The 25825-nt window shown below is 71.9% G+C and carries 23 protein-coding genes; 8 read left to right on the top strand and 15 right to left on the bottom strand.

Annotation, left to right across the window (positions count from 1 at the left end; all coding sequences use genetic code 11):
* Positions 1 to 185: 185 nt before the first annotated feature.
* The 7 genes from ACFYRY_RS36125 to ACFYRY_RS36095 all read right to left on the bottom strand — a co-directional run bounded on the left by ACFYRY_RS36125 (position 186) and on the right by ACFYRY_RS36095 (position 8178).
* The gene (locus ACFYRY_RS36125; protein ID WP_389155548.1) at positions 186 to 1712 is read right to left on the bottom strand and encodes a hypothetical protein; all 1527 of its coding nucleotides are present in this window, start codon (positions 1710 to 1712) and stop codon (positions 186 to 188) included.
* A 129-nt stretch (positions 1713 to 1841) separates the two neighbouring features.
* Entirely contained in the window at positions 1842 to 2546 is a 705-nt protein-coding gene (locus ACFYRY_RS36120; RefSeq protein WP_389155545.1) for a GntR family transcriptional regulator, read from the bottom strand.
* Between the two features lie 56 nt (positions 2547 to 2602).
* Positions 2603 to 3517, bottom strand: coding sequence for an SGNH/GDSL hydrolase family protein (locus ACFYRY_RS36115; protein ID WP_389155542.1), 915 nt, complete (start codon positions 3515 to 3517; stop codon positions 2603 to 2605).
* Entirely contained in the window at positions 3514 to 4701 is a 1188-nt protein-coding gene (locus ACFYRY_RS36110; RefSeq protein ID WP_389155539.1) for a glycosyltransferase, read from the bottom strand. The genes ACFYRY_RS36115 and ACFYRY_RS36110 overlap by 4 nt, the downstream gene beginning before the upstream one ends.
* On the bottom strand, positions 4698 to 5831 hold the full coding sequence (locus ACFYRY_RS36105) for a glycosyltransferase family 4 protein (protein ID WP_389155536.1): 1134 nt from the start codon (positions 5829 to 5831) through the stop codon (positions 4698 to 4700). The genes ACFYRY_RS36110 and ACFYRY_RS36105 overlap by 4 nt, the downstream gene beginning before the upstream one ends.
* A 235-nt stretch (positions 5832 to 6066) precedes the next feature.
* Positions 6067 to 7485, bottom strand: coding sequence for a HEAT repeat domain-containing protein (locus ACFYRY_RS36100; protein ID WP_389155533.1), 1419 nt, complete (start codon positions 7483 to 7485; stop codon positions 6067 to 6069).
* A 300-nt stretch (positions 7486 to 7785) separates the two neighbouring features.
* The gene (locus ACFYRY_RS36095) at positions 7786 to 8178 is read right to left on the bottom strand and encodes an ankyrin repeat domain-containing protein (protein WP_389155530.1); all 393 of its coding nucleotides are present in this window, start codon (positions 8176 to 8178) and stop codon (positions 7786 to 7788) included.
* 261 nt (positions 8179 to 8439) lie between these two features.
* Here ACFYRY_RS36095 and ACFYRY_RS36090 point away from each other — a divergent pair, with 261 nt between their 5' ends.
* Both ACFYRY_RS36090 and ACFYRY_RS36085 read left to right on the top strand, forming a co-directional pair.
* On the top strand, positions 8440 to 8634 hold the full coding sequence (locus ACFYRY_RS36090; protein WP_389155527.1) for a hypothetical protein: 195 nt from the start codon (positions 8440 to 8442) through the stop codon (positions 8632 to 8634).
* Positions 8635 to 8671: 37 nt separating this feature from the next.
* Complete coding sequence (locus tag ACFYRY_RS36085) at positions 8672 to 10264, top strand: hypothetical protein (protein WP_389155524.1); 1593 nt, start codon at positions 8672 to 8674, stop codon at positions 10262 to 10264.
* Positions 10265 to 10289: 25 nt separating this feature from the next.
* Here ACFYRY_RS36085 and ACFYRY_RS36080 read toward each other — a convergent pair whose 3' ends face one another.
* Complete coding sequence (locus ACFYRY_RS36080; RefSeq protein ID WP_389155521.1) at positions 10290 to 11795, bottom strand: PLP-dependent aminotransferase family protein; 1506 nt, start codon at positions 11793 to 11795, stop codon at positions 10290 to 10292.
* A gap of 98 nt (positions 11796 to 11893) precedes the next feature.
* Between ACFYRY_RS36080 and ACFYRY_RS36075 the strand changes: the two genes are divergently transcribed.
* The 4 genes from ACFYRY_RS36075 to ACFYRY_RS36060 all read left to right on the top strand — a co-directional run bounded on the left by ACFYRY_RS36075 (position 11894) and on the right by ACFYRY_RS36060 (position 15366).
* Positions 11894 to 12550 (top strand): YitT family protein, encoded by a 657-nt coding sequence (locus ACFYRY_RS36075; RefSeq protein ID WP_389155518.1) that lies wholly within the window; start codon positions 11894 to 11896, stop codon positions 12548 to 12550.
* On the top strand, positions 12547 to 13314 hold the full coding sequence (locus tag ACFYRY_RS36070; protein ID WP_389155515.1) for a glycerophosphodiester phosphodiesterase: 768 nt from the start codon (positions 12547 to 12549) through the stop codon (positions 13312 to 13314). Before ACFYRY_RS36075 ends, ACFYRY_RS36070 begins: the two co-directional genes overlap by 4 nt.
* A 58-nt stretch (positions 13315 to 13372) precedes the next feature.
* Complete coding sequence (locus ACFYRY_RS36065; protein WP_389155512.1) at positions 13373 to 14725, top strand: MFS transporter; 1353 nt, start codon at positions 13373 to 13375, stop codon at positions 14723 to 14725.
* 266 nt (positions 14726 to 14991) lie between these two features.
* Positions 14992 to 15366: an RNA polymerase-binding protein RbpA gene (locus ACFYRY_RS36060; protein ID WP_003977404.1), complete on the top strand. Its 375-nt coding sequence runs from the start codon at positions 14992 to 14994 to the stop codon at positions 15364 to 15366.
* A gap of 162 nt (positions 15367 to 15528) precedes the next feature.
* Here ACFYRY_RS36060 and fxsA read toward each other — a convergent pair whose 3' ends face one another.
* The 4 genes from fxsA to ACFYRY_RS36040 all read right to left on the bottom strand — a co-directional run bounded on the left by fxsA (position 15529) and on the right by ACFYRY_RS36040 (position 19641).
* Positions 15529 to 16092, bottom strand: a complete 564-nt coding sequence (gene fxsA, locus ACFYRY_RS36055; protein ID WP_389155509.1) for an FxsA family membrane protein — start codon at positions 16090 to 16092, stop codon at positions 15529 to 15531.
* Positions 16093 to 16164: 72 nt separating this feature from the next.
* The gene (locus tag ACFYRY_RS36050) at positions 16165 to 16965 is read right to left on the bottom strand and encodes a polyprenol monophosphomannose synthase (RefSeq protein ID WP_389155506.1); all 801 of its coding nucleotides are present in this window, start codon (positions 16963 to 16965) and stop codon (positions 16165 to 16167) included.
* A gap of 556 nt (positions 16966 to 17521) precedes the next feature.
* The gene (locus tag ACFYRY_RS36045) at positions 17522 to 19123 is read right to left on the bottom strand and encodes an amidohydrolase (protein ID WP_389155503.1); all 1602 of its coding nucleotides are present in this window, start codon (positions 19121 to 19123) and stop codon (positions 17522 to 17524) included.
* A gap of 77 nt (positions 19124 to 19200) precedes the next feature.
* Positions 19201 to 19641: an Lrp/AsnC family transcriptional regulator gene (locus ACFYRY_RS36040; protein WP_389155501.1), complete on the bottom strand. Its 441-nt coding sequence runs from the start codon at positions 19639 to 19641 to the stop codon at positions 19201 to 19203.
* A gap of 271 nt (positions 19642 to 19912) precedes the next feature.
* Between ACFYRY_RS36040 and ACFYRY_RS36035 the strand changes: the two genes are divergently transcribed.
* On the top strand, positions 19913 to 20350 hold the full coding sequence (locus ACFYRY_RS36035; RefSeq protein WP_356775595.1) for a hypothetical protein: 438 nt from the start codon (positions 19913 to 19915) through the stop codon (positions 20348 to 20350).
* Between the two features lie 444 nt (positions 20351 to 20794).
* Here ACFYRY_RS36035 and ACFYRY_RS36030 read toward each other — a convergent pair whose 3' ends face one another.
* Positions 20795 to 21967 (bottom strand): acyl-CoA dehydrogenase family protein, encoded by a 1173-nt coding sequence (locus ACFYRY_RS36030; RefSeq protein WP_389155499.1) that lies wholly within the window; start codon positions 21965 to 21967, stop codon positions 20795 to 20797.
* 329 nt (positions 21968 to 22296) lie between these two features.
* Between ACFYRY_RS36030 and ACFYRY_RS36025 the strand changes: the two genes are divergently transcribed.
* Positions 22297 to 23544 (top strand): glycoside hydrolase family 18 protein, encoded by a 1248-nt coding sequence (locus ACFYRY_RS36025; RefSeq protein WP_389155496.1) that lies wholly within the window; start codon positions 22297 to 22299, stop codon positions 23542 to 23544.
* A gap of 60 nt (positions 23545 to 23604) precedes the next feature.
* Here the strand turns inward: ACFYRY_RS36025 and ACFYRY_RS36020 are convergent, their stop codons facing one another.
* Together ACFYRY_RS36020 and ACFYRY_RS36015 are read right to left on the bottom strand one after the other, a co-directional pair.
* A complete protein-coding gene (locus ACFYRY_RS36020) occupies positions 23605 to 24267 on the bottom strand; it encodes a TetR/AcrR family transcriptional regulator (protein ID WP_389155493.1) in 663 nt (220 codons plus the stop codon).
* Between the two features lie 139 nt (positions 24268 to 24406).
* On the bottom strand, positions 24407 to 25774 hold the full coding sequence (locus tag ACFYRY_RS36015; RefSeq protein WP_389155490.1) for a peptidase C39 family protein: 1368 nt from the start codon (positions 25772 to 25774) through the stop codon (positions 24407 to 24409).
* Positions 25775 to 25825: the final 51 nt, after the last annotated feature.

Genomic DNA, 25825 nt, shown 5'->3' with positions numbered 1-25825 from the left:
CATGTGGTGGTGGTTCCTGTGGCGGTGGTGCAAGTGGCGGTGGTGCAAATGGCGGTGGTCGGTGCCGGGGTGGCTCGTACCGCGGCGGTCCGTGTCGCGGCGGTCCCTGCCGCCGTGGTTCATGTCGCAGGGATGAGTGCCGCGGCGGTCCCTGCCGCGGCGGCCCATGGAGAGGTACGTCACGCCTACGCAGCCTCCGTCCGGTCCGCCGCCATCCCCGCCGCGTCCAGGAGGGCCGTCCCCACGATCAGGTCGGCCCCACCGAACTCCGGGTCGTCCAGCTCCGTTCCGTCGTCCACGGAGAACAACAGCTTCTCCTCGCCCTGCCGGTAGGCCGTGCCGACCGGGGGGCTGGCGGCGTGCACCGCCAACAGGGCCACCAGGTACGGCAGATCGGGGTCCTGCTTGCGCGCGTCGGCGAGCAGTCCGGAAAGTCGGCGGGGTGCGTCCGCCGGCAGGTCGAGCAGGCGCCTCGCCGCCGCCAACTGCTCCTCGCTGAACCGGCTGTCGTCCGGTGTGGCGATGAGATCCGGTTCCGGCATCTCCGCACCCAGGTGTTCCCGCTCCATCGGCGGCGTCAGCAGTATGTCGACGAGGTCGCCCACCCGCACCGACACCGGGGTGCGCAGCCCGGTCCCGTGGGCGAAGAACGCGTCGGTGACCCGGACCGCCCGCTCCAGTGCCAACGGCAGGACCGGCGCGAGCAGATGCCCGTACAGGTCCGTGCCGGACGTCGTCATCGGCGTGGCGAAGGCCTGCCGGTCCTGCTCGGCACGGAACAGCGGGCCGGCCTCCAGCAGGCGGGACTGCAACTGCGTGTGCCGGCGGATGCAGTCCTTCACGATGTCCACCAGTTCGGCGGCGCGACGCTTCTGCTCCGCGTCCTCGGACTCGTCCCGTGCCTTGCGGATGTTCGTGAGGATCGCGTTCTCGTGGCGGTACCGGTCCGCCACGTGGTCGAGGGCCTCGGCGATCATGTCGGGGACGGTGTTGAGCCAGTCCACCGCCCGGACGTTGCGCCGGGTGGCGTCCAGGGCCCGCCGCAGGGTCTCCGAGTACTGGACCGTGCGGTACCGGGCCTGCTCGGCGGCCAGTTGGGCGTCCGCGAGACGGCCCCGGCTGATCAGCACCTCCAGTTTGACCTCGGCGGCGATCTGCGCGCTGGTGACGTCGGTGTCGAGGGCGCCCACCAGGACGTTGACGGCCTCGTCGGTCGTCCGGAGGTACACCGAGCCACCGGGGCCGGGCACTTCCTCGATCAGCTTGAAGTCGTAGTCGCGGCGCACATAGGTGCCGTCCGAGGCGAACGTGCCGTACACCGCCCGGAAGCCGCGATCGACGCTGCCGACGTTGATCAGGTTCTCCAGGACCCAGCGGGCCACGCGCTCGTGTTCCGGGACCGGACGCTGCGGGGCCTGGGCGGCGATACGCGGGATGAGCCGGGCGACTATCTGGTCGTGGTCGGCGCCGGTGTCGAAGTCCATGTTCAGGGTGACCAGGTCGATGACGGCCAGAGCCACCTCCGCCATGCCGTACACCGAGTACTCGCCGGCGAGGTTGGCCTTGCGCGCGTCCAGGTCGTGCAGCGGCGCGGTGCAGGCGAGCGCGCGCAGCCGGCGCGCCAGGCCCTCGTCGGCGGCCGGCCCCGGTGCGGGGCGCGGCCCCGCGTTGAGCTGGGGCGGAACACTGTCCGTCGATGCAGGCGAAGTCACGGTGCACAGACTAGGTCCTCGGTCTGACAACGACCCAAACGACGCGGATCGCCTCCGGTGGCCGGGCGGCCACCGGTGATGTGCCGTCCGCGGTCCGCCTCCTGCCTGGCGCGCGGTTGCCCGCCCCCCTCAGATGTCCTCCCCGACCCGTCGCCTGTACACCTCGACCACGCGTTCCAGCGAGTCGGCGAGGTAGACCGCCAGCTGTTCCTCCGCGTCCTGCCTGTCTCCGGCCCGCAGCGCCTCCAGGATCGTCTGGTTGCGGGCCAGGTACGGCTCGTGCAGCGCCTTCGGGTCGTCCACGACGTGGAAGGCGAGGCGCAGTTCGGCGAAGACGCCGCGCATCAGTTCGTCGGTGCGCTCGCTGCCGCGGAGTGCGACCAGCTCCCGGTGGAAGTGGATGTTGGCGGTACCGAGCCCTTTCCAGTCACCTTCACGCACCGCCCGACGGCCCTCGGCGACCGCCCCGGCGAGCAGGTCCAGCCCGTACGGGGGCTCGCCCAGGCCGCGTACGACGGCGCGCTCCACGAGGTCGCGGGTGCGGTAGATGTCCTCGACGTCCTCGACACTCAGGACCCGGACGAAGACGCCCCGGTTCATCTCGTGGACGAGCAGGCGTTCGTGGGTGAGCAGTCGGAAGGCCTCCCGCAGCGTGTTGCGGGAGACCCCGAGCGCACCGCCGATGCTGTCTTCCGACAACCGGGTCCCGGGCGGGAAGTACCCCTCGGCGATACGGCTCCTGAGGATGTCCGCGACCCGTTCCGCGGTGCTGGTACGGCCCAGCAGGGCACGGTCGTCGGCCAGTTGCGCCAGTTGCTCCAGTTGCTCCTCCATGCCCGGAATTCAACCGCAGCCACCAGAACGAGACAACATGAGTATGGAGGAATCGTTCAACGATCTCCTACCGCGGTGAGTGCCGCGGACACGGCCGCCGAAGCCCGCAGATCGAGCCGGGCGCTCGTCCCCCGCGCGCGGTGCCGCATCTCGTCGACGGCGAGCGTCAGGAGCTGCGGCAGCAGGTCGGTGCACCGCCGGGCCACCCAGCCGGTGCCCGCGGTGGCCAGCCACCACATGCTCGCCGACCTGGTGGGCACCGGGAACTCGGGCTCGGCCGAGGGCGCGACGCCCGTCGCCAGGCCCCGCTCCGTCAACAACGCGTGGAACCGCACCGCCAGTTGCCGGTGACCCCGCTCGCCGGGGTGCAGCCGGTCCGCGCTCCACATCGCGCGGTCGGTGAGCCACGCGCCCTCACAGGCGTGCAGGTGCACGGCCCCGTGCCGCTCGGACAGCGCGTGCACCACGGCGTTGACGGCCCGCTGCCGCCGCGCCAGTGGACGCGCCAGGGCACCCGGCAGCCCCAGCATCGCGCCGGGGTCGGGCAGACAGGCCGTGAGCAGGACGGCGCCCTGCTCGGTGAAGGCGGAGTAGACGGTGTCGAGGCGCGCTGCCACGGCCTGGATGTCGAAGGTGCAGCGCAGGGTGTCGTTGACCCCGATGACGACCGAGACGACATCGGGCCGCAGCGCGAGCCCGGTGGGCAACTGCCGTTCCAGCACGTCACGCGTCTGTGAACCGCTCACCGCCAGGTTGGTGAACTCCACGGACGCCGAGGACGTCACGGGCGCACCGAACTCCGAGGGCTGCACGGGCTCATGGGACTCACCGAACTCCGCGAGCTCCTCACCAGGACCCGCCGCGAGCCCGTCGGCGAGCAGTGCGGCCCAGCCGCGCCACCCGTCGCCGACGGGGTCGCCCACGCCTTCGGTCAGCGAGTCACCGAGCGCCACGAACCGCAGCGGTCTCATGCCACGCCTCCGGGCACGAAGGGCCCGCCCGGGCCGCCCCCGGACACGCCGGGCCCTACGGAGGTCACCGCGTCGTGCGCCCGGAGGAAGGCCGCGACCGCCGCGTCCCACCCGAAGCACTCCGCACGCGCGCGTGCGGCCTCCCGGCGTTCCTCCACGGGCCGGGCCAGCAGCAGCTCCACGGCGTCCGCGAAGGCGCCCCCGTGGTCCGTCGCGACGGCTCCGGCGGAACCGATCACCTCGGGCAGGGCCGACGAGGCACTGGCGACCACCGGGGTGCCGCAGGCCATCGCCTCCAGGGCGGCGAGCCCGAACGTCTCGGCGGGCCCCGGTGCCAGGCAGACGTCGGCGGACGCCTGGAGGGCGCCCAGCAGACCACGGTCGCGGACGTGCCCCAGGAACGTCACCGGCAGTCCGCGTTCCCGCGCCCGCTGTTCGAGCCGGGACCGCAGCGGTCCGTCCCCGGCCACCACGAGCACCGCCCGCCTGCCTCGCCGCAGCAGCGCTTCCAGGGCGTCCAGCGCGGTCCCCGGCCGCTTCTCCACGGACAGCCGGGTGCACGTCACCAGGAGCACCTCGTCCGCGCGCGCGTGCCGGTCCCGCAGGCCCGGGTCACGCAGCGCGGGGTGCCGCTGCACCAGGTCGACGCCGAGCGGCGCCCGTACGACGTTCCGCGCCCCGATCCGCACGAACTCCCGCTCGGCGAACTCCGTGGTGCACACCACGCGCGCATAGGTGTGGGCCGTACGGACGTTGAGGGCGTCGGCGGCGCGCCGGGCCGTCTGCTCCGGCACACCCCAGGTGCGCAGCACGCCGTCGGCCGTCTCGTGGGAGACCATCACGGCCGGGACCCGGGCGCGCCGCGCCCACTTGCCGGTCCAGCGCAGGGTCGTCCGGTCGGAGACCTCCAGACGGTCGGGGGCCAGTTCCTCCAGGAGCGCGGACACCCGCCGCCGGTCGGTGAGGACGCGGTAGCCGCCGGTGCCGGGCAGCGACGGACCGGGCAGGGTGATCACCCTGCCCTGCTCGGTCTCGCGGTCGCCCGCGCGCTCACCCGGCACGATCAGCACGGGCTGGTGCCCTGCGGCCTGGTAGCCCGCGCCGAGTTCGCGCAGCGCGGTGCGCAGGCCACCGGAGGACGGCGCGACGAAGTTGGCCAGCCGCACGATGCGCAACGACGTCATGCCGCCACCGCCGTCTTCCGGGCGGCGAGCACGTTCGCATAGTGCTCGATCAGCTGGTCGCCGACGGCGGCCCAGGTGCGCCCCTCGACGGTCACCCGCGCGGCGACGCCGAACGCCGTGCGCAGGCCCGGGTCGGCGGCCAGGACCCGGACGGCGTCCCGTACGGCGGCCGCGTCGCGCGGTGGGACCAGGAACCCGGTACCTCCGTGGGCGACGAGGTCCAGCGGGCCACCGGCGGCGGGGGCGACCACGGGCACGCCGCTCGCCATGGCCTCCTGCACGGTCTGGCAGAAGGTCTCGAAGGGGCCGGTGTGCGCGAAGACGTCCAAGGAGGCGAAGATCCTGGCCAGTTCGTCGCCGGTGCGGCGGCCCAGGAAGACCGCGTTCGGCAGTGCCTGGTCCAGGCTCGGGCGGCTCGGCCCGTCACCGACGATCACGACCCGGACGCCGTCCAGGCCGCACACTCCCGACAGCAGCTCGATCTGCTTCTCGGGGGCCAGTCGGCCGACGTAGCCGACGATCACCTCCCCGTTCGGGGCGAGTTCGCGGCGCAGCGCCTCGTCCCGCAGCTCGGGGCGGAAACGGGCGGTGTCCACGCCCCGCGCCCACAGCCGTACCCGGGGCACACCGTGCGCCTCCAGGTCGTGCAGGGCCGGACTGGAGGGGGCGAGGGTGAGGTCGGCGGCGGAGTGGACGGAGCGGATGCGACGCCAGGCAGCGGCCTCGCCGGCGTGGACATAGGTGCGGGCGTATCCGGCGAGGTCGGTCTGGTAGACGGCCACGGCGGGGATGCCGAGCCGGGTGGCGGCGGCCATGCCGCGGACGCCGAGGACGAAGGGACTGGCCAGGTGGACGACATCGGCACGGTGCTCGGCGATCGCCGCGGCCACACGTCGGCTGGGGAGGGCGACACGGACCTGGGGATAGCCCGGAAGCGGTAGGGAGGGGACACGGACGACAGGGCAGGGCGCCAGGGCGTCGACCCCGGGCCCGGTGCCGGCGGCGGTGGCCGGCGCGACGACGAGCGGAGAGTGACCGCGATCTACGAGGTGCCGGGCGGTTTGGAACGCGCAGTGGGCCACGCCGTTCACATCGGGGGGAAAGGATTCGGTCACGATGACGACACGCATACTCGTGTTGTCGCCGTACTGGACGTGCCCGCGTCAACGTGGATCTTTCCGGACGAGGAACGTCCCGTGAGCGTTGCGCTGCGCACCCGCGCAGGTCAGACGGCGTCCACGCCCGCCTGACCCGCGAGTCACCCGAAGTTCACCCAGGGGGTGCGCGCCCGAGCCCGGACATCTCGCCGATGGTCGTATCTGAGCCGACTGTGATCAGGAGCGGGCGCACCCGGAAGCCGGTCGTTCACATGGCGGTCGCGTCCGGTCCGATGCGGCTACGGACGGCGGTCTGGACCTCGGCTTCCTCGGCCGGATCGGCGGCGAGCCGGCGCAATCGCTCCACGACCCGGGCGTCACCGGTCTCGGCGTGCCGGGCGGCGATCTCGCGGGTGGACTCCTCGCAGTCCCAGAGGCACTCGACGGCGAAGCCGGTGGCGAAGGAGGGGTCGGTGGCGGCGAGGGCACGGGCGGCCCGGCCGCGCAGGTGGGAGGAGGCGGTCTCCCGGTAGATGTGGCGCAGGACGGGGGCCGCGCAGTCGATGCCCAGCCGCCCGGTGCCGTCGACGAGGGTCCACAGGGTCGGCGCGTCGGGCCCTTCGCCCCGTACGGCCTCCCGGAGTGCCGCGAGGACGTGTTCGTTGTCCTGGGCCCCGCCCAGGCAGGCGAGCACGCGGCCGGAGGCCGCGCCGAGGGGATCGGGGCGGCGGGCCCAGCCGCGCGCCCGGTCGACGGCGGCGACACTGCGCATGCGCTCGAAGGCGTCCACCGCGGCGTCCACGACGGCCGTGGTACCGGTGGCCACCGCTGCCTCGATCAGGTCGAGGGCGTCCGGATCGTTGCTGTCGGCGAGATAGCGCAGCGCGGTGCAGCGGGCGCCGTCGGTACCGTCCTGGGCGGCTCGGACGATCTCCGGCCGGTCCTCGGGTCCCGCGACGGCCACCAGACAGCGGGCGGCGGGGACATGGAGGGCGACACCGCGATCCATCCCCTGCTGGGCCCACTCGAAGACGGCCCGCACGCTCCACCCCGGACGGGGCCCGCCGGGTCGCATCTGACGTTGCCAGCGGTCGAAATGACCGGTCTCGTGGGCGGCCCGCACGCGCGTGGCGATCGATTCGCGCGGGTCGTCGGCCCACAGCCGCCAGGGCCGCGGCTCGAAGGCGTCCCGCACGACGGCCGCCAGCTGGGCCTCGCCCTCGGGGTCGGTCGTGAACCGCGCGAGGACGGGGGCGGCGAGGGCACGCAGCCCGGCGTCGTCGTCGCGCAGCGCCAGTTCGTCCAGGGCCCAGGCCCAGTTGGAGCCGGAGCCGGCGTATCGGCGCAGCAGTTCCAGGGCGTCCCGCCTGCCGTACGAGGCGAGATGGCCGAGGACCGCCAGGGCCAGGCCGGTGCGTGACTCCTCGGTGTCGAGTACGTCCTCGACGTCGAAGAGGTGCGCCTGGATCTCGTCCAGCTCGCCGTTCAGGTCGAGGAAGAGACGGGCGTAGTAGAGGGAGCGGTTCTCCACCTGCCAGTCGTGGCGGGGATCGCGCAGCACGCAGTGGTTCAGCGCCGCGAGCGCTTCCGCGCGCGGTGCGGTGAGTGCGTGCAGTGTGCCGTCGCCGCGGCCCCGCTGGAGCAGGCCGAGCAGCGTACCGCTGGGCGCTATGACCGGATCGAACATGGGAAACAGCCTCACATCAAGCGTCGACGCAACCGGGGACCTGCATTACCTGGCCGCGTGACAACACGTCGGGGCGCCCGCCGTTTCCTGCTTGCTGTAAGCCATCTTCCTCTGCCTCTCGTCGGTGGCCCATGCGGACCGTTTCACGGTGCGCGCGGTGCGGCGTCATCTGCCCGGCCATCGCGTCCGTGAATCACGACGTCATGATGACCCGGCAGTTCCATCCGCCGCGACCGAAATTTCGGCGGTCTGTCACCGCCTCCCCCGTTTTCTGCGTCTGCCCTGCTCAGGGCAGGTGCGTCAGTGTGTGCCGAACAGTTCGAGCAGGTGTGTCCGGCCGAACATCCGGGCCGTGTCGACGGCCGACGGCGTGCCGGACGCCGGGTCGGCGCCGCCCTCCAGAAGGGCCTTGATGACGTCTTCCTCACCCTTGAAGACGGCTCCGGCGAGCGGGGTCTGGCCCCGGTCGTTGATCCGGTCGGCCTCGGCTCCCCGGGCGAGCAGGGCGCGTACGGCGTCGGCGTGGCCGTGATAGGCGGCGAGCATCAGCAGGGAGTCGCCGCGGTCGTTGGTCAGGTTGGCCGGAACCCCGGCGTCCACATACGCCACGAGCGCCTCGGCCGGCCCCTGCCGGGCCAGGTCGAAGACCTTGGTCGCGAGCTCCACGACCTCGGGGTCGGGGGCTTCACTCATCGGCCGGACCGCCTCTCCATGCAACCGTTCAGGTGAATCGCCAGGGTACTGGCTCGCGCCGCACATGACCCGATGTGCCGGAGGTAAAGATCACCGCAGACCCGGACCTTTGCCGCACCGGGACCCGACCGGGCCAAGACCGCTCCGCCGGCTGGGCGAAATCAGTAGTAATTCACCTAGTTGCACCTTTTATCGTATGGATACATCCTGTGATCCTGGAAGTACTCATGGTGACTGTCCCCGCGAACCAGGAGATCCCCAATGATCCTGTCCATGTCAGGCGTGGTCCTTCTCGGCATCGTCGTCTTCCTCTTCTTCCGCAAGGACGGCCTCAAGGGCTCGCACGCCCTGGTCGCGACCCTGTTCGGCTTCTATCTCTCGAGTACCGCCATCGCGCCGAGCATCAAGGCCGGCGGCGAGAGCCTCGCGAGCCTCCTGGGCGGAATCAAGTTCTGAAGCTCCCCACGTCCGTACGCACGATCAGGAGACAGCAGTGGCCCGGCGCCCCCTCCCCCGCATCCTGAGCACAGGCAGCGCACAGATCGCCCGGGGCCGGGAGCTGGCCCGGACGGCGGCCGACAGCGCCACCGACGTCCTGCACCCGCTGATCACGATCACCCGCGGGCTGCGCCGGCTCGCAGCGGCCGGGCGGCGCAGGTGGGTCGGCACCCCCAAGGACAGTCGCGGACCGCTGCTCTTCCTGGTGGCGTCCGCGATCCTGGTCGTGGCGCTCGTTCCGTACGGTCCGCTGCTCGCCGTCATCACCCTGATGGCGGCGGCGGCCTGGCAGGGCCGGGAGCGCGGGCCGGCGGAGCCCGAGGGCCCCGACGAGTCGCAGGCCCAGCGGCTCCAGTCCTTGTACGAGGCCCTGGTCCCCTACTTCTCGAAGCCGGAGGACCCGGCCCCGCTCTACGCGCACGGCGGCGACTGGGAGCAGGCCTTCCCCGCCTACGAGTTCGACGAGACGGGCCGCACGTCCCATCTCGTGATCCGTTACCCGGCGTACTTCACCGACGGCGAGGCCGAGCCACGGGCCCGCATCGAACAGTTGCTGGCCGCCAAGTCGGGCCGCGGCCGCGAGTACCACTTCGCCTGGGATGAGGAGGCCAACCAGCTCTCGGTCTCCGTGCTGCCGCCGCTGCCCAGCCACATCACCGCCCAGCACTTCGTCACCACCCCCGGCGAGACCGTGCTCGGCATCACCGACCACTCCGAGGTCCAGCGCACCCTTCCCCTCACCTACGGGGAGGAGCAGCGCGATGTGCCCCCCGTGGTCTGGCGCACCGGCCCCCGCTCCACCGAGCCGCACCTCCTGGTCATGGGACAGCCGGGCAGCGGTACCTCCACCCTGCTCCGCTCGATCGCCCTGCAGGCCCTGCGGTACGGCGACGTGGTGATCGTCGAGGGCGGCGGCACCGGCGAGTACGCCTGCCTCACCGGCCGGGACGGTGTCCTCGCGGTCGAGTGCGGGCTGGCCGGAGCGCTGGCCAGCCTGGAGTGGGTGACGACGGAGACCGAGCGCCGCCTGATCGCCGCGAACCACGCGCGTCAAGCGGGCCGGCCCCTTCCGGAGGACACCCGGCGTCCGCTGTGGGTCCTCCTGGACCGCCCGAGCGCGTTCGCCCACATCGCCGCCGCCGACGGCCGCAAGGACCCGCAGTCACTTCTCCAGGTGCCTCTGCGGCACGGCCGCGCGGCGAACGTCACGGTGGTGGTGGCCGACCAGTTCGACGGCGCGGACGCCCTCAGCGACGCCGTACGGCAGCACACCCGCGCCCGCGTGGTCCTCGGTCCGGCGACGGGAACCCAGCTGGAAGCGGTCCTCGGTGTCCGCCCGACCACCACCCCCGTCACCCATGTCCCGCCCGGACGTGGTTACGCCCGCCTGGGCGTCGGCCCCGTGCACCGTCTCCAGGTCCCGGCGACCCCGGACCCGTACGACGACGCGACGAGCGACGCGGACCGGCAGGCGGTACTGGCGCTGCTGCCGCCGCGGACCACACCGGCGGACGAGGAGAACCTGTCGGAGACTCCGCCGGCGGAATCGGCGGAACCCCTGACCGCGGAGACCGCCCAGACGCCGTAGGGCCGGTCCGCGAAAGTCCCGCTGCTCAGGCGACGAACGTACGAGGCGTCTCCCCGCCCGCGGACCCCCCGTTCTCCACCAGCCGTGCCGCCGCGGCCAGCCGCGTCGCCGCTTCCTCGGCGACCGCGCCCCCCACCGTGAACGGCAGCCGGACGTACCCCTCGAAGGCGCCGTCGACCCCGAACCGAGGCCCGGACGGCACGCGGACGCCCACCCGCTCCCCCACCTCGGCGAGCCGCGACCCGGACAGCCCACCGGCCCGCACCCACAACGTCAGCCCGCCCTGCGGCACCTCGAACTCCCACGTCGGCAGCTCCCTGCGCACCGCCGCCACCAGCGCGTCCCGGTTCTCCCGCGCCTGGTCGCGCCGCACCTCCACGGCGTTCGCCCACCCTCCCGTGCTGAACAGCCAGTTCACGGCCAGCTGCTCGAGGACCGGCGTGCCCATGTCGGCGTAGGCCCGAGCGGCGACCAGGCTGCGGATGACGTCGGGCGCGGCCCGCACCCAACCGATCCGCATCCCCGCCCAGAACGCCTTGCTGGCCGATCCGACGGTGATCACCGTGGACCCGGCCGGGTCGAACGAGCAGACCGGCGGGGGCATGGCGCCCGCGATGTCCGCGTCCAGCCACAGCTCGCTCATCGTCTCGTCGGCGACCAGCACCGTGCCCGCGGACCGGGCCGCCTCCACCAGCTGGCGCCGCTGCCCCTCGCCGGCCAGCGCCCCGGTCGGGTTGTGGAAGTCGGCGACGACGTACGCCAGCCGGGGCGCGGCGTCCCGCAGGACCTGCCGCCAGCGGTCCACGTCCCACCCGGTCAGCCCCTCCGCCATGGCGACGGGAATCAGCCGGGCGCCCGCCTCCCGCATCAGTTGCAGGATGTTGGCGTACGACGGCGACTCGACGGCGATGCGCTCGCCGCGCCCCGCGAACAGATGACAGATCGCGTCGATGGCGCCCATCGCTCCGGTCGTGACCATGATCTGCTCGGGCATCGTCGCGATCCCGCGCGCGGTGTACCGTTCGGCGATCATCGAGCGCAGCGCGGGCAGCCCGGCCGGATAGTCGCCATGCGTGTGGGCGTACGGCGGCAGCTCCTCCAGGGCACCCTGCACGGCACGGGTCAGCCACGGCTCGGGCGCGGGAAGGGCCGCGCAGCCGAGGTCGATCATCGAGCCGAGTGCCTCGGGCGGCAGGGGTTCCAGGCCACGGGCGGGCAGCGGGTTGCCCGCCGGGACCGCGGTCCAGCTGCCGGCTCCGCGCCGGGACTCCAGGAATCCCTCGGCGCGCAGCGCCTCGTAGGCGGCGGCGACCGTCGTACGGCTGACGGACAGGGCCAGCGCCAGTTCGCGTTCGGCGGGCAGCCGGGCGGCCACCGGCACCCGTCCTTCGAGGACCAGCAGCCGGATGCCGTCGGCGAGCGCACGGTAGGCGGGCGGGCGACGGGTGCCGGGACCGGCCGGGCGGTCCTGTTGGGAGTTGAGCAGCCGGGCCAGCTGCACCGCACCCATCGCCGAGGTCCACTGCGCCATGGAAATCAGTCCACCTTCCCCGAATTGGCCATGGATGGCATTTCCACTCGAGCCCCAGGGTGTCATGAGCCAGGCCACTACCACCACAGGGGGACCACTTGTCCAGGAACAGCCCGGGCCGCGTCGGACGACGACTGATCCAGCTGTACGTCGGTCTCGCGCTGTACGGGGCGAGTTCCGCCCTCCTCGTCAGGGCGGGCCTGGGCATGGAGCCCTGGAACGTGCTGCACCAGGGCCTGGCCGAGCTCACCGGCCTGACGATCGGGGTGGTCTCGATCATCGTCGGCGCGGCGGTGCTGCTCCTGTGGATCCCGCTGCGCCAACGCCCCGGGCTGGGCACGGTCTCCAACGTCTTCGTGGTCGGGATCGCCATGGACGGCACCCTCGCCGCGGTCCCCGAGGCGCATACCCTGGCGGTACGGATCCCCCTTCTCCTCTGCGGCATCCTGCTCAACGGGGCGGCCACCGGTCTCTACATCGCCGCCCGGTTCGGGCCCGGCCCCCGGGACGGCCTGATGACGGGTCTGCACCGGCGCACCGGCCGTTCGATCCGGCTGATGCGGACGGGCGTGGAGGTGGCGGTGGTGGCGACCGGGTTCCTCCTGGGCGGCACCGTCGGCGTCGGCACGCTGCTGTACGCGGTGTCCATCGGCCCGCTCGCCCAGCTCTTCCTGCGGGTGTTCGCCGTCCCCTCGGAAACCGGCAGTACGGTCGTTGCCACCGGGCTACCCCGGCGAGCAATACTGCGACCGTGAGCACCCGGACACGCCACCCCTATCTCGACCACCCCGGCCCCATAGCCTTCGCCCATCGCGGCGGAGCGGCCGACGGCCTGGAGAACACCACGTCGCAGTTCCGGCGGGCGGTCGAGGCGGGCTACCGCTACCTGGAGACCGACGTCCACGCCACCGCGGACGGCAGGCTCGTCGCGTTCCATGACGCGACCCTGGACCGGGTGACGGACGGGGCGGGCCGGATCGCCGACCTGCCGTGGGAGGACGTACGGCACGCGCGGGTGGCGGGCCAGGAGCCGGTGCCGCTGTTCGAGGAACTCCTGGAGACCTTCCCCGAGGCGCGCTGGAACGTGGACGTCAAGGCGGAGCCCGCCCTCCTCCCCTTCCTGGAGTTGATCGAACGCACCGACTCCTGGGGCCGGATATGCCTCGGCTCGTTCGCGGAGGCCCGCGTGGTCCGCGCCCAGCGGCTGGCCGGGCCGCGGCTGGCGACGTCGTACGGCACCCGTGGGGTGCTCAACCTGCGGCTGCGTTCCTGGGGTCTGCCGGCCGTGGTGCGCCGGTCCGCGGTCGCCGCGCAGGTACCGGAGGAGCAGTCCGGCATACCAGTGGTGGATCACCGTTTCCTGCGTACCGCGCACGCGCTCGGACTCCAGGTGCACGTGTGGACGGTGAACGAACCCGAGCGCATGCACCGGCTCCTGGACCTGGGAGTCGATGGCATCATGACCGATCACATCGACACACTGCGCAAGGTCATGGAGGACCGGGGCGTCTGGGTCTGACCCGGGCCGCCGCCCGCCGCCCGCGCGCGACACGTTCACGGGGAAGCGAGGGGCGCGGGTGGGCACCGACACCGTGCGCACGGAACCGGTCGACGAGGCCGGCCGGCGGCGCGAACAGCGCGGCTGGTACTTCTACGACTGGGCGTGCTCCGTCTACTCGACGAGCGTGCTCACCGTGTTCCTGGGCCCCTATCTGACGTCGGTCGCCTCGTCGGCGGCGGACCCGGACGGCTTCGTGCACCCCCTGGGGGTCCCGGTGCGGGCCGGGTCCTTCTTCGCGTACACGGTGTCCCTGTCGGTGATCGTGGCGGTCCTGGTGATGCCCCTGGTGGGCGCCGCCGCCGACCGCACCGGACGCAAGAAGCCCCTCCTGGCGGCCGCCGCGTACACCGGCGCGGCGGCGACCACGGCCATGTTCTTCCTCGACGGCGACCGCTATCTGCTCGGCGGTGTGCTGCTGATCGTGGCGAACGCGGCGCAGTCCGTGGCGATGATGCTGTACAACTCCTACCTGCCGCAGATCGCCCTGCCCGAGGAACGTGACGCGGTCTCCTCTCGGGGCTGGGCCTTCGGGTACGCGGCCGGTTCGCTGGTCCTGGTCGTGAACCTCGTCCTGTACACGAGTCACGAGTCCTTCGGCCTCTCGGAGAGCGCCGCGGTCCGCGTCTGTCTGGCCTCGGCCGGCCTGTGGTGGGGCGCCTTCACCCTCGTCCCGCTGCGTCGCCTGCGTGACCGTCGCTCCACCGCGCGGCGCGCCGGGGACACGACGGCTCCCGGCTTCCGTCAACTCGCCGCGACCGTCCGTGACATGCGCCGTCATCCACGGACCCTCGCCTTTCTGCTGGCCTACCTCGTCTACAACGACGGCATCCAGACCGTGATCTCCCAGGCGTCCGTCTACGGCTCCGAGGAACTCGGCCTCGGACAGTCGACCCTCATCGCGGCGGTCCTGCTGGTCCAGGTGCTCGCGGTGGCCGGCGCACTGGGGATGGGACGGCTGGCCCGGGTCTACGGAGCCAAGCGCACGATCCTGGGCTCGCTGGTCGCGTGGACGGTGACACTGGCGGCCGGGTACTTCCTGCCGGCCGGCGCTCCGGTGTGGTTCTTCGGGCTGGCCGCCGGGATCGGGCTGGTGCTCGGCGGCAGCCAGGCGCTCTCCCGGTCCCTGTTCTCGCACCTCGTCCCGCCCGGCAAGGAGGCCGAGTACTTCTCCGCGTACGAGATGAGCGACCGGGGCATGAGCTGGCTGGGCCCGCTGCTGTTCGGGATCACCTACCAGGTGACCGGGAGTTATCGGGACGCGATCATCTCGCTGGTGGCCTTCTTCGTCATCGGGTTCGTGCTGCTGGCGAGGGTTCCGGTACGGCGGGCGATCAGCGACGCGGGCAATCAGGTTCCGGAGACGATTTAGCGTTCCGGAGGAAAGCGCTGTAGTGTACGCGTTTGGCCTGCCAGGCGTACCGTTACTGCGCGTCAAAGATGCCGAACGCTGTGTCACATGTGCTAGCAGATGTGACAAACCGGGCGCTGGTGGGTACAACAAGGGGCGGCTACGACGGCGACGCATGACCCGGAACGAGACCCGGATCGGGAATCTTTACCGCCGACCGGACGTTGACCGGATGACGACGACAGCGACACCTGTCCTGTGGGCGACAAGCCCGGGAGGCACGATTCATGAGTGAGCGAGCTCTTCGCGGCACGCGCCTCGTGGTGACCAGCTACGAGACGGACCGCGGTATCGACCTGGCCCCGCGCCAGGCCGTGGAGTACGCATGTGAGAAGGGGCACCGGTTCGAGATGCCCTTCTCGGTCGAGGCGGAGATTCCGCCGGAGTGGGAGTGCAAGGTCTGCGGGGCCCAGGCACTCCTCGTCGACGGCGATGGCCCTGAGGAAAAGAAGGCCAAGCCCGCGCGTACGCACTGGGACATGCTGATGGAACGGCGCACCCGCGAGGAACTCGAAGAGGTCCTTGAGGAGCGCCTGGCCGTTCTGCGCTCCGGCGCGATGAACATCGCTGTTCATCCGAGGGACAGCCGGAAGTCGGCATAATCCCGGCAAGGCTTGAGCGGGATACAGCACACAAGTAACCGCGGGCGCCGTACGTGAGCTTTCACGTACGGCGCCCGCGGTTTTGTGTGCCCGCGATACTGATGGCCGAGGCGAGGTCCGGCAGGGGCGGCGCCCCCGCCGGATGCGCCCGCCGTCACCGGCTCAGTGCGTCAGCGGCGGGCGCGGGTCCCGCGGTGCGTCTTCCGGCTCGTCCCTGATGACCTCGCCCTGGACCACCTTCCCGTCCGGCTGGCGCATACGGGCCTGCTGGAACGCGCCTGACAGGGTGCCCGGGGCCGCCTCACGGAGCTTGCGCTCGACGGTGCGCTCCGCGTAGCGGCTGACGGTCCTCTGGACCGGCGGGAGCAGCAGAAGCAGACCCACCGCGTCCGAGATCAGGCCGGGGAGCATCAGGAGCAGCCCGCCCAGCATCATCAGGCCGTTGCCGCCGCCGTTCGACGAGTCCGACGGGGCCCCGCCGCGCTGCAGCGCCTCGTTCAGGTTCTGGAAGGCGCGCCGGCCGGCCCGCTTGATGACCACCGAACCGAGCACGAAGCCGGCGACCAGCAGCAGGAAGACCGCGAACCCGCTCGCCGCGCCGGCCACCACGGTGAGCAGCCAGATCTCCAGCACGAGCCAGGCGGCGACGCCCAGCGGCAGGAAGGTGCGCAGCCGGGAGCGCCGGGGCCTGGTGGGGTAGGTGGGGGTCGGAGCTCCAGTCGTCATGCGTCCAGTGTGCCTGGAACCGGCTCAGCACGGCATAAGGGGAGGATCAACCGCGGCTGTGAGATGTCGGATCTACGACCCCGACGGCTTGGTGCGGCCCACTATCTTGCCGAAACGCTCCCCCACACCCCAGGTGGTGACCCGCCACAGCGCCTCCACCAGGATGTCCCGGCTCATCTTCGAGTCGCCGAGTTCGCGTTCGACGAACGTGATGGGCACCTCGACGACGTGGTAGCCGGCCTTGACCGCGCGACGGGCGAGGTCGACCTGGAAGCAGTAGCCCTGGGAAGCGACCTCTTCGAGGCCGAGACCTTCGAGGGTCTCGCGGCGGAAGGCACGGTAACCGCCGGTGATGTCGCGCAGCGGCAGGTCCAGGGCGATGCGGGAGTAGAGGCTGCCGCCCCGGGAGATGTACTCACGGGACTTGGGCCAGTTCACGACCCGGCCGCCCGGTACCCAGCGGGAGCCGAGGACCAGGTCGGCGCTCTTCAGGGCGGTCAGCAGCCGGGACAGTTCCTCGGGCTGGTGGGAGCCGTCCGCGTCCATCTCGACCAGGACGCCGTAGCCCTTCTCCAGGCCCCAGCGGAAGCCGGCCAGATAGGCGGCGCCGAGGCCCTCCTTGCCCTTGCGGTGCAGCACCTGGACGTGGTCGTCACCGGCGGCCAGTTCGTCGGCGAGCTTGCCCGTGCCATCCGGACTGTTGTCGTCGGCGACCAGCACGTGCGCCTCCGGGACGGCCTTGCGGACCCGGCCGACGATCGCCTTGATGTTCTCCGCCTCGTTGTAGGTCGGGATGATCACCAATGCCGTACCGAGCGGCCCGAACCGCCTCCCCCGCTCCTGTGCCGCGAGGGTCCCGTCACCGTCGTCCACTACTCCCCCTTCATCTCCGTACGCAGAGGTCCACCTTAATGGCCACGGCCTGGGGTGACGTGACAAAACAATCGTATGGTGGTGTCGTTTCCACAAAAGCGGGGTAAGAATCGCCTTTTGCGTGCGGTACGTGCCGTATTCGGGGCCGTGCGTACAGCGGATGGGGGCCCGGCGCCCTTCGGGCCGACCTGGGACCCGCTGGCTGCGAATCGACCGAAAGCCGTTGTCTACTGAGCGCCCGGGCCCCACCCGGGTCACACCTCCCCGACCGGCCGGAACGTTCCCGCGTCGTGGCACGGGCGCTGAGCCTGGCTCCCAGTGACGGTGCCCCGTGCGGCACACCGTCCCTGACCCAGCGGCGCCACGACGCGTGCGTGGACGTTCCCCGGTCGGGCGTCCGGTGGTGGACTCGGCCGAACCTACCGGCCCGCAGCCGTCGGCTGTCAACAGCCGTATGACCTGCGCATCTTCCGTCAAAGCCCTGGTCAGGGCGGCGGATACGCGGGTCCCGCCACGGCGCGTCGCGGGCCGATCGGGGGTGCGCCACCCCCGGAGATCACTCGCCCGGGCGTACGAACACCGTCCGCCCGCCCACCACGGTGCGCAGGCAGACCGGAAGATCGTGGCCCGGTGTCAGGTCGGGCAGGCCGGGGGTGCCGGAACGGGGGTCGGTCGACCAGCGGGCGACCCGGTCGTCCGGGGCCTGGACGACCAGTTCGTCGGTGCGCCACACGGCGAAGTCCGCGGGCGCTCCCGGCACCAGGACGCCCGCGTCGTCCCGTCCGACCGCCCGCCAGCCGCCCCGCGTGTGCGCGGTGAACGCGGCGCGCACCGAGACGCGGTGCTCGGGGGTCCGATGGAAGGCCGCCGCGCGGACCGTGCCCCACGGGTCGAGGGGCGTGACGGGGCTGTCCGAGCCGAAGGCCAGCGGGACACCGGCCCGCAGCAGAGCCGCGAAGGGGTTCAGGGTGCGGGCCCGGTCGGCGCCCAGGCGCTGGGCGTACATGCCGTCCTCGCCGCCCCACAGCGCGTCGAAGGCGGGTTGGACGGAGGCGGTGAGGCCGAGTTCGGCGAAGGCCGCGATCGTCTCCGGGGTGAGCATCTCGGCGTGCTCCACCCGGTGGCGGGCGGCGCGGACACGGGCGAGACCGACCTTCTCGGCGGCGGCGCGCACGCCGTCGACGACGGCGGTCACGGCCGCGTCCCCGATGGCGTGGAAGCCCGCCTGGAGGCCCGCCTCGGTGCAGGCGGTGACATGGGCCGCGACGTCGGCGGCGTCCAGGTAGGCGGTGCCGGTGTGGCCGGCGTCGGCGTACGGCTGATGCAGACAGGCGGTGTGCGAGCCGAGGGCACCGTCGACGAACAGATCTCCGGCCGCGCCGACCGCGCCGAGTTCCCGGGCCTTGCCGAGGTCGCGCTCGGCCCAGTAACCGACCACCCGCGGGCCCGGCTCCTCGGCCGCCAAGCGCAGCAGGCCGGTGAAGTCGTCCTCGGAGGAGATCTCCGGCCCTGCGCATTCGTGAACGGTTCCGATGCCGAGGGACGCCGCCCGGGCCAGGGCGGTGCGCTGGGCCTCGACGCGCTGCTCGGGCGTGACGGCGGCGAGGGCGGCGGCACGGACCGCGTGGTGGGCGTCAGCGGTGAGCGGGCCGTCCACCGCGCCGAGACCGGGAGTCAGGTCGAGCAGGGCCGTCGTGACGACCGCCGAGTGCACGTCGATCCGGCTGAGGTAGAGCGGTCGGCCGCCGGTGGCCGCGTCGAGCTCGGCTCGGGTCGGGGGGCGGCCGTCCGGCCAGCGGGAGGCGTCCCAGCCGTGACCGAGCAGGACGCGATCGTGCGGCCGGGCGGTCGCGAAGTCCCGTACGAGGGCGAGGGCCGCGTCCAGGGACGGGGCGTCGGACAGGTCGAGGCCGGTGCGGGCGAGACCGGTGGAGGTGGTGTGCACGTGTGCGTCGGTGAACGCGGGGGTGACGAGGGCGCCGTCGAGGTCGATCACCTCGTCGACGCCGTCCGCGAAGGCGTCGGCGGCGCCCTCGGAGCCGACCCAGGCGACGTGCCCTCGTTCCACCACCATCGCCGTCGCGAAGGGGTCGGCAGGGCTGTGGACCTCGCCGCGGCGCAGCAGGACGGTGGTCGGTTCGGCGGTGCGTTCACTCATGGGGGACAGTTTCGCGCCTCACGCGCGCCGCCTCGCACCCAGGTCGGCCCGGCGCGCGAAGTCCGGCACGCGAGGGGTCAGACGCGCGGCGGTCGCGCCTCGTACGGCGTCGAGAGCACCACCGTGGTCCGGGTCGACACTCCCGCCAGCGAGCGCAGCCGGGCCAGCAGTTCCTCCAGCTCGTGCGGTGTGGACACGCGCACCTTGAGGATGTAGTTCTCGTCGCCCGCGACGCTGTGACAGGCCTCGATCTCGGGGACTCCGGCGAGGCGTTCGGCGATGTCGTCGGGGGCACTGGGGTCGAACGGTTTCACCGAGATGAACGCGGTCATCGGCAGCCCGACGGCCTCCGGGTCGACGACCGCGGCGTACCCGCGGATCACCCCCCGCTGTTCCAGCCGGCGCACCCGCTGGTGCACGGCCGACGTGGACAGGCCGGTGGCCTTGCCCAGGTCTGTGTAGCTCATCCGCCCGTCCTTGACGAGCAGCTGCACGATCTGTCGGTCGAGCTCCTCCATGGCGCAAGAACCTACAGTGCACCTGACCTCATCGGATACCTGAGCGGCGCAGGTCATACCCGCTTCGTGATGTGGCCGGAGGCAGCCGACGGGGCTCCCGGGAGGGGACAAAGCGAACGCGTCGGGCACCTGCGGATGGCATGTGACGAAGACCACACGCCGTGGGGAGGCTCCGTGATGCTCTCGCGATTACCGCCGAGACGGGACGGGAAGTGCTTGCTGTGGTCGAGGCCTCAGTGCCGACACGGCCCAGCCCGAGGGGGAGAATCCAATGCAGAGTCTTAAGCGCCCTGGTCGCACCGCGCCCAAGCGGCCGCAGCTGGTCGTCGAGCCCGAGCCGGAGGGCGTCGAACCCGACGCTTTCGACGAGGAGTTCGACGCGTACGACACCTTCGAGATGTACCGGGTGACCTGCCCGGACTGCGCGCAGCCCATCGCCCTGCTGGCGGACGAGGAGGTCCTGCCGGAGCACGCGCTGTGCGCCTCGCCGTGGAACCCGTTCGGGCTGACGGTCTGCGCCGGCACCGGCCGCAGGGCGTCCGACGCCAAGCCGGCCGACGAGTCGGTGGAGCCCCAGGAGCAGGACACCGCGCTCCTGCTGACGCTCCCTCAAGGCCTCGACTGGCGGACGCAGCCCTTCTCGCACGTCGGCGGCCCGGGCTCGCGCCCCATCCGGGTGCCCGTCCTGCGACGCCGCCAGGCCGCCTGAGCGCGCGGTCCGCTCCATCTCCCTGATCGACCCGCACCACGGCCCTCAGGCTGCCGCGGTGCGGGTCGTCAGCACGTCCGGACACCGAACGGCCAAGCCCGCGTTGCCCGAGCCCCGACGCGGCCCCCGGGCCCTGCCCGCCGCCGGACGGCGCCCCGGACGACCGTGAACGCACGCCCGATTCCCGGGACCGGTGACCTGTCCGGTGACCTCCGCGTTGCCCTGGTATGCCCCCCACCTACACAGCGACCGGGCGTCAGCGCCGGCTCTTCGTTCCCGCTCCGGTCGCCGGGGCAGCAAAATCAATTCCGCCGACGCCCGTTCAGGACCCGCCCATCTACCGCGAGTTGCTGCGCACCTGGGCCGACCGCGGCCGCACGCTGCCGGGGCGCCCCGACCCGGAGTGGGTCCGGCTGGCGGCGCCCCAGGTGACGGCGGGCCAGTTCAGCGGGTCTCGGGACCCGCTAGATGACGGGCGATGACCATCCGCTGGATCTGGTTGGTGCCCTCGACGATCTGCAGGACCTTGGCCTCGCGCATGTACCGCTCGGCCGGGAAGTCGGCGGTGTAGCCGTACCCGCCGAGGATCTGGACGGCGTCGGTGGTCACCTTCATCGCGGTGTCGGTGCAGTGCAGCTTGGCCATGGCCGCCTGTTTGGCGAACGGCCGGCCCGCGTCCCGCAACCGTGCCGCCGTCAGATACAGCGCCCGGCCGGCCTCGATCTGGGTGGCCATGTCGGCGAGCATGAAGCGCAGCCCCTGGAAGTCGGCGATCGGCCGGCCGAACTGCCGCCGTCCGGTGGCGTATCCCACCGCCTCGTCCAGTGCCGCCTGGGCCAGGCCGATCGCGCAGGCCGCGATGCCGAGCCGTCCCGAGTCCAGCGCGGCCAGGGCGATCGCGAAGCCCTGCCCCTCCTCGCCGATGCGGCGGTCGTCGGACACCCGCACGCCGTCGAGGTGGACCTGGGCGGTCGGAGAGCCCTTCATGCCCATCTTCTTCTCGGGCTGCGCCGCGCTCAGGCCGTCCGCGTCGCCGGGCACCAGGAACGCGGTGATCCCGCGCGGCCCCCCCTCGCCCGTGCGCGCCATGACCGTGTAGAAGTCGGCGACTCCGCCGTGCGTGATCCACGCCTTGGTTCCGGTGATGACCCAGTGGTCGCCGTCCCGCACGGCTTTCGTGCGCAGTGAGGCCGCGTCCGAGCCCGAGGACGGTTCGGAGAGGCAGTACGCGCCCAGCAGGCCACCGCCGAGCATCGCGGGCAGGTGCTCGACCTGCTGCCCCTTGGTGCCGTGGGCGGCGAGCGCGTAGCAGGCCAGGGTGTGCACGCTGACGCCGAGACCGACGGTGAGACGGGCGGCGGCGAGTTCTTCGAGGACCTGGAGGTAGATCTCGTACGACTGGTCGCCGCCGCCGTACTCGGAGTCGTACGGCAGGCCGAGCAGGCCGGACGCGGAGAGCAGGGTGAAGACCTCGCGCGGGAAGCGTCCGGCGTCCTCCTCCTCGGCCGCCTTCGGGGCGACCTCGTGCTGCGCGATGTCACGCACGAGCGAGATCAGGTCCCGGGCCTCGTCGGTGGGCAGGTGCCGTTCCACCGGCTGCGGGGCGCGATCGGACATGGCGACGCTCTCCTCCCTGATCGGGATCTGGCGGACCCACCCGTCGTGGGGGCGGCTCGCCGGGTCTCACTGGGTGCCGACCGATGCTCGCACTCCCGGGTCGCGGAAGCTGCTGACCAGCGGCTGTGGGCTGTGAGTATGCCCGATCGGAGGCATCCCGTCACCAGTTAACGACCGCTTACTTCAAGAAACCCGCGGACCTGCGACCCGGAATTGGTCCGAACCATTGACCTATTGGTCTAGTCCTCTTACTGTTTCGCTCCAACGCTTCCCCGCGTTCATGCCGATCGGCGTGCGATCCCCTCCCTGTCCCTGCGAGGAGACACCCGATGCACACCCCGCTCCACTCCCGCGCCCGTTTCCGGGCCCTCCTGTCCGCCTCGTGCTGCGCCGCCCTGGGCGCCGGTCTGCTCGTCGGTGCCGGCACCGCCACCGCCACCGCCGGCCCCGACGAGGCGCCCTCCACCACCGCGGCCGGTTCCAAGGTGGTCGGCTACTTCACCGACTGGGGCATCTACGACCGCCAGTACTACGTCAAGAACATCGAGACCTCCGGCTCCGCCGACAAGCTGACCCACATCAACTACGCCTTCGGCAACGTCACCGACGGCAAGTGCGCCCTCGGCGACGCCTGGGCGGACACCGACAGGCCGTTCACCGCCGACGAGTCCGTGGACGGTGTCGCCGACACCGCGGACCAGCCGCTGAGCGGCAACTTCAACCAGCTGCGCAAGCTGAAGAAGCTGCATCCCGGCCTCAAGGTCATCTGGTCGTTCGGCGGCTGGAGCTGGTCGGGCGGCTTCACCGAGGCGGCCAAGAACCCCGCGGCCTTCGCCCAGTCCTGCTACGACCTGGTCGAGAACTCGAAGTGGGCGGACGTCTTCGACGGCATCGACATCGACTGGGAGTACCCCAACGCCTGTGGCCTGACCTGCGACACCAGCGGCCGGGATGCCTTCCGGGACGTGATGGCCGCGCTGCGCGCCAAGTTCGGCAAGCGGCAGTTGATCACCGCGGCGATCACCGCCGACCCCACCAGCGGCGGCAAGATCGACGCGGCGAACTACGCGGGCGCGGCGCGGTACGTCAACTGGTACAACCCAATGACGTACGACTACTTCGGCGCCTGGGACGCCACCGGCCCGACGGCGCCGCACTCCCCGCTGACGTCCTACCCGGGCATTCCGAAGGAGGGCTACGACACCGCCGCCACCATCGCCAAGCTCAAGAGCCTCGGCATCCCCTCCTCCAAGCTGCTGCTCGGCATCGGCTTCTACGGGCGGGGCTGGACCGGCGTCACGCAGGCGAAGCCGGGCGGCACGGCCACCGGGCCGGCGGCGGGCACGTACGAGGCCGGCAGCGAGGACTACCGGGTGCTGAAGACCAAGTGCCCGGCGACCGGGACCGTGGGCGGCACCGCCTACGCCAAGTGCGGCAGCGACTGGTGGAGTTACGACACCCCGAAGACGATCAAGGGGAAGATGAAGTACAAGGACGCGCAGGGCCTGGGCGGCACGTTCTTCTGGGAGCTGAGCGGGGACACCGCGAACGGTGAGCTGATCAAGGCGATCAACTAACCGTTCCCGAAGGGGACTTGGGGCGGAGGACCACGAGCCTCCGCCTCAAGTCGTGTGTCGTCAGCCGTTGCCGCGGCGGGCCGGCTCCGGAGCCGGATACGCGGGGTCCATCTCCTCGATGGCCCGCATCGAACCGCCGAGTGTCTTCACCAGCAGTTCGCGCATCGCGTCGCGGGTGAGCTGGGGGCGGCCGATCCAGTCGAGGGTGGCGCCCTCCACACTGCACACCCAGGCGAGCAGCCCCATGCGGGGCAGCGGGCCGATGTCGCTGCGGCCGTACGCCCCGTCCGCGATGGTCGCGACAATCGCCTCGCGCACGCCGTCCCGGATGGCGTGCACCTCGGTGTCGAAGCCGACGCCGCCGCTGACGATCGTGCGGTAGGCGGCATGGTTGTGCTCGGCGTAGCGCAGATAGCTGTCGATGGTGCGGTGGACCCGGTCCACCGGCCCCAGTTCGAGGCCGCTCGCCGCATAGGTGACCAGGTCGGCGACGGAGTCCTGGATGATGGCCAGGTAGTAGCCGCGCTTGGAGTGGAAGTAGTAGTAGATCAGCCCCTTGGCGACATGTGCCTGTCGGGCGATGTCGTCCATGGACAGCGCGTCGTACGACGTGTCGGCGAACAACTTCCGTCCGATGGCGATGAGTTCGGCACGGCGCGCGATGGAACGCTCGGTGCCGCGCGCCCGTGGGCGGACGCCGTCGCGCTGTTGACTGATATTCAATTCGGACCCTGGTCTCAACAGGCGGTCGGGACAGCCGCAGTATGCCAGGTCGGGCATGGGGCACCTCACAGCAGGCCGGGCCGGGTGATGAGCAGCGCGATCACCCCTAAGAGGCCCGGCCCGGGATGTGCTCCGGCGCTCAGCGGACTCCCACGGCCGCGAGCGCCGCGCGCTGGCGCGGAGTCGGGCGGGCCGGGAAATACAGGTAGCAGACGCCGCCGGAGCCGGAGACGACCTTGCCGGAGGCGTTGTACCGCTTGGTCCTGAGCCAGATGTTCTCCCACTCCCGCCGCCGGTAGACGCGCCGCACCGCCTCGTCGCCGGACGAGGCCGGGTCGTTGGCGATCACATCGCCGTCGGCGGTGAAGCCGATCACGGTCATCAGGTGGCCGGAGGTGCCGTAACCGGCGCCGGTGAGTTCCTCCTTCAGGAACGACTGCGACGTCATGGCGGGGATCCCGGCCGCGATCAGCGTCTCCAGGTCGGTCAGCGAGCCGAGCCGGGTGACCACGCCCTGGATGCCCTCGAAGGTGGCCGCGTAGGCGGCGTTGAACGGCCAGTTGCCGCAGCCGGCGTACTGGTGGTCGTAGGTGTACCGGGCCGCGTGGCACACCTGGGGGTCGGCGTACGCCGGATCGACCCACGCCAGCTGCTCGGGGGTGAGCCGGCCGCCCCAGTACTCGATGATCATCTGCGAGGAGGTGGGGCTGCACCAGGCCTCGCCGCCGTTGTCGTACTGCGGATACTGGCCGGCGTGGATCTCCTGCGAGTAGCGCGGCACGACCAGCTCCGCGGCCGGGCCGCCCGGCGTCGAGGCCGGGACGGTGAACCGGTCGGGGACGTCGGAGCCCATCGCGCCGATCCGCCAGACGGTGGGCGTGGCTTTCGTGCCCGGCTTGCGATGGAGGGTGAGCCGGAGACGGTAGGAGATGAGGCGGAGGCCGGTCGCCGGGTCGCCGATCGCGACGGTGTCCGTCCAGACGGCACTCCTGCCGTCGCCCTGGTCGTCGACCGAGGTCCGGCTGATGTCCTGGTCGCCGGACGCCCACCGGCCCATCACGTACCAGGGGCTGTCCGTGCCGTCGGAGTACGTCCCCTTCAGTTCGACCTGGATCCAGGTACCCGCCGGGGTGCGCGCGTTCCAGGAGGCGATCAGCTCGGTCGCGGGGACGGCGAGGGTGTGGACCGGACCCGTCCAGGTTCCGTACTCCCAGGTGGCGGTCTTGCCGGTGTGCGGGTCGGTGTACGGGGTGGTGCCCGCCGGAGTGCCGATCACCACGCCCGGCCGCGCGCCGGCGACGGCCCGGGTGCCCCGCGCGGTACCGCCGTGCCATTCGGCGTACGTGGTCCAGGCGCGGTTGTCGACCGGGCGGGCCGGAGCCCTCATCGGATCCACGGTGTCGGCCTCGGCCTCGGCTGCGGCCGCCGGGCCCCCGGCGCCGGCCACCGCGGCGGCGACCACGGCTGCCAGCACGCTCCTACGGGACGGCTGTTCGGATCTGCTCATGGCGGGATGACCCCCAGGTGTCACGGTCGAGTGAGTCGAGGTGTCCGAGCC

It is taken from the genome of Streptomyces sp. NPDC005263 (assembly GCF_042872365.1).
Lineage (GTDB): Bacteria > Actinomycetota > Actinomycetes > Streptomycetales > Streptomycetaceae > Streptomyces.
Note: the sequence above shows the minus strand (reverse complement) of the source record. Positions and strands in the feature narration are given on the sequence as shown.

Excerpts from the sequence above, each read along its gene's own strand:
- ACFYRY_RS36090 (WP_389155527.1), top strand. The coding sequence starts at position 8,440 with ATGATCCTGTCCATGTCAGGCGTGGTCCTTCTCGGCATCGTCGTCTTC.
- ACFYRY_RS36110 (WP_389155539.1), bottom strand. The coding sequence starts at position 4,701 with ATGACGTCGTTGCGCATCGTGCGGCTGGCCAACTTCGTCGCGCCGTCC.
- ACFYRY_RS36060 (WP_003977404.1), top strand. The coding sequence starts at position 14,992 with ATGAGTGAGCGAGCTCTTCGCGGCACGCGCCTCGTGGTGACCAGCTAC.
- ACFYRY_RS36120 (WP_389155545.1), bottom strand. The coding sequence starts at position 2,546 with ATGGAGGAGCAACTGGAGCAACTGGCGCAACTGGCCGACGACCGTGCC.
- ACFYRY_RS36080 (WP_389155521.1), bottom strand. The coding sequence starts at position 11,795 with ATGGCGCAGTGGACCTCGGCGATGGGTGCGGTGCAGCTGGCCCGGCTG.
- ACFYRY_RS36045 (WP_389155503.1), bottom strand. The coding sequence starts at position 19,123 with ATGAGTGAACGCACCGCCGAACCGACCACCGTCCTGCTGCGCCGCGGC.
- fxsA (WP_389155509.1), bottom strand. The coding sequence starts at position 16,092 with ATGACGACTGGAGCTCCGACCCCCACCTACCCCACCAGGCCCCGGCGC.
- ACFYRY_RS36100 (WP_389155533.1), bottom strand. The coding sequence starts at position 7,485 with ATGTTCGATCCGGTCATAGCGCCCAGCGGTACGCTGCTCGGCCTGCTC.
- ACFYRY_RS36115 (WP_389155542.1), bottom strand. The coding sequence starts at position 3,517 with ATGAGACCGCTGCGGTTCGTGGCGCTCGGTGACTCGCTGACCGAAGGC.
- ACFYRY_RS36095 (WP_389155530.1), bottom strand. The coding sequence starts at position 8,178 with ATGAGTGAAGCCCCCGACCCCGAGGTCGTGGAGCTCGCGACCAAGGTC.
- ACFYRY_RS36105 (WP_389155536.1), bottom strand. The coding sequence starts at position 5,831 with ATGCGTGTCGTCATCGTGACCGAATCCTTTCCCCCCGATGTGAACGGC.
- ACFYRY_RS36030 (WP_389155499.1), bottom strand. The coding sequence starts at position 21,967 with ATGTCCGATCGCGCCCCGCAGCCGGTGGAACGGCACCTGCCCACCGAC.
- ACFYRY_RS36015 (WP_389155490.1), bottom strand. The coding sequence starts at position 25,774 with ATGAGCAGATCCGAACAGCCGTCCCGTAGGAGCGTGCTGGCAGCCGTG.
- ACFYRY_RS36040 (WP_389155501.1), bottom strand. The coding sequence starts at position 19,641 with ATGGAGGAGCTCGACCGACAGATCGTGCAGCTGCTCGTCAAGGACGGG.
- ACFYRY_RS36025 (WP_389155496.1), top strand. The coding sequence starts at position 22,297 with ATGCACACCCCGCTCCACTCCCGCGCCCGTTTCCGGGCCCTCCTGTCC.
- ACFYRY_RS36035 (WP_356775595.1), top strand. The coding sequence starts at position 19,913 with ATGCAGAGTCTTAAGCGCCCTGGTCGCACCGCGCCCAAGCGGCCGCAG.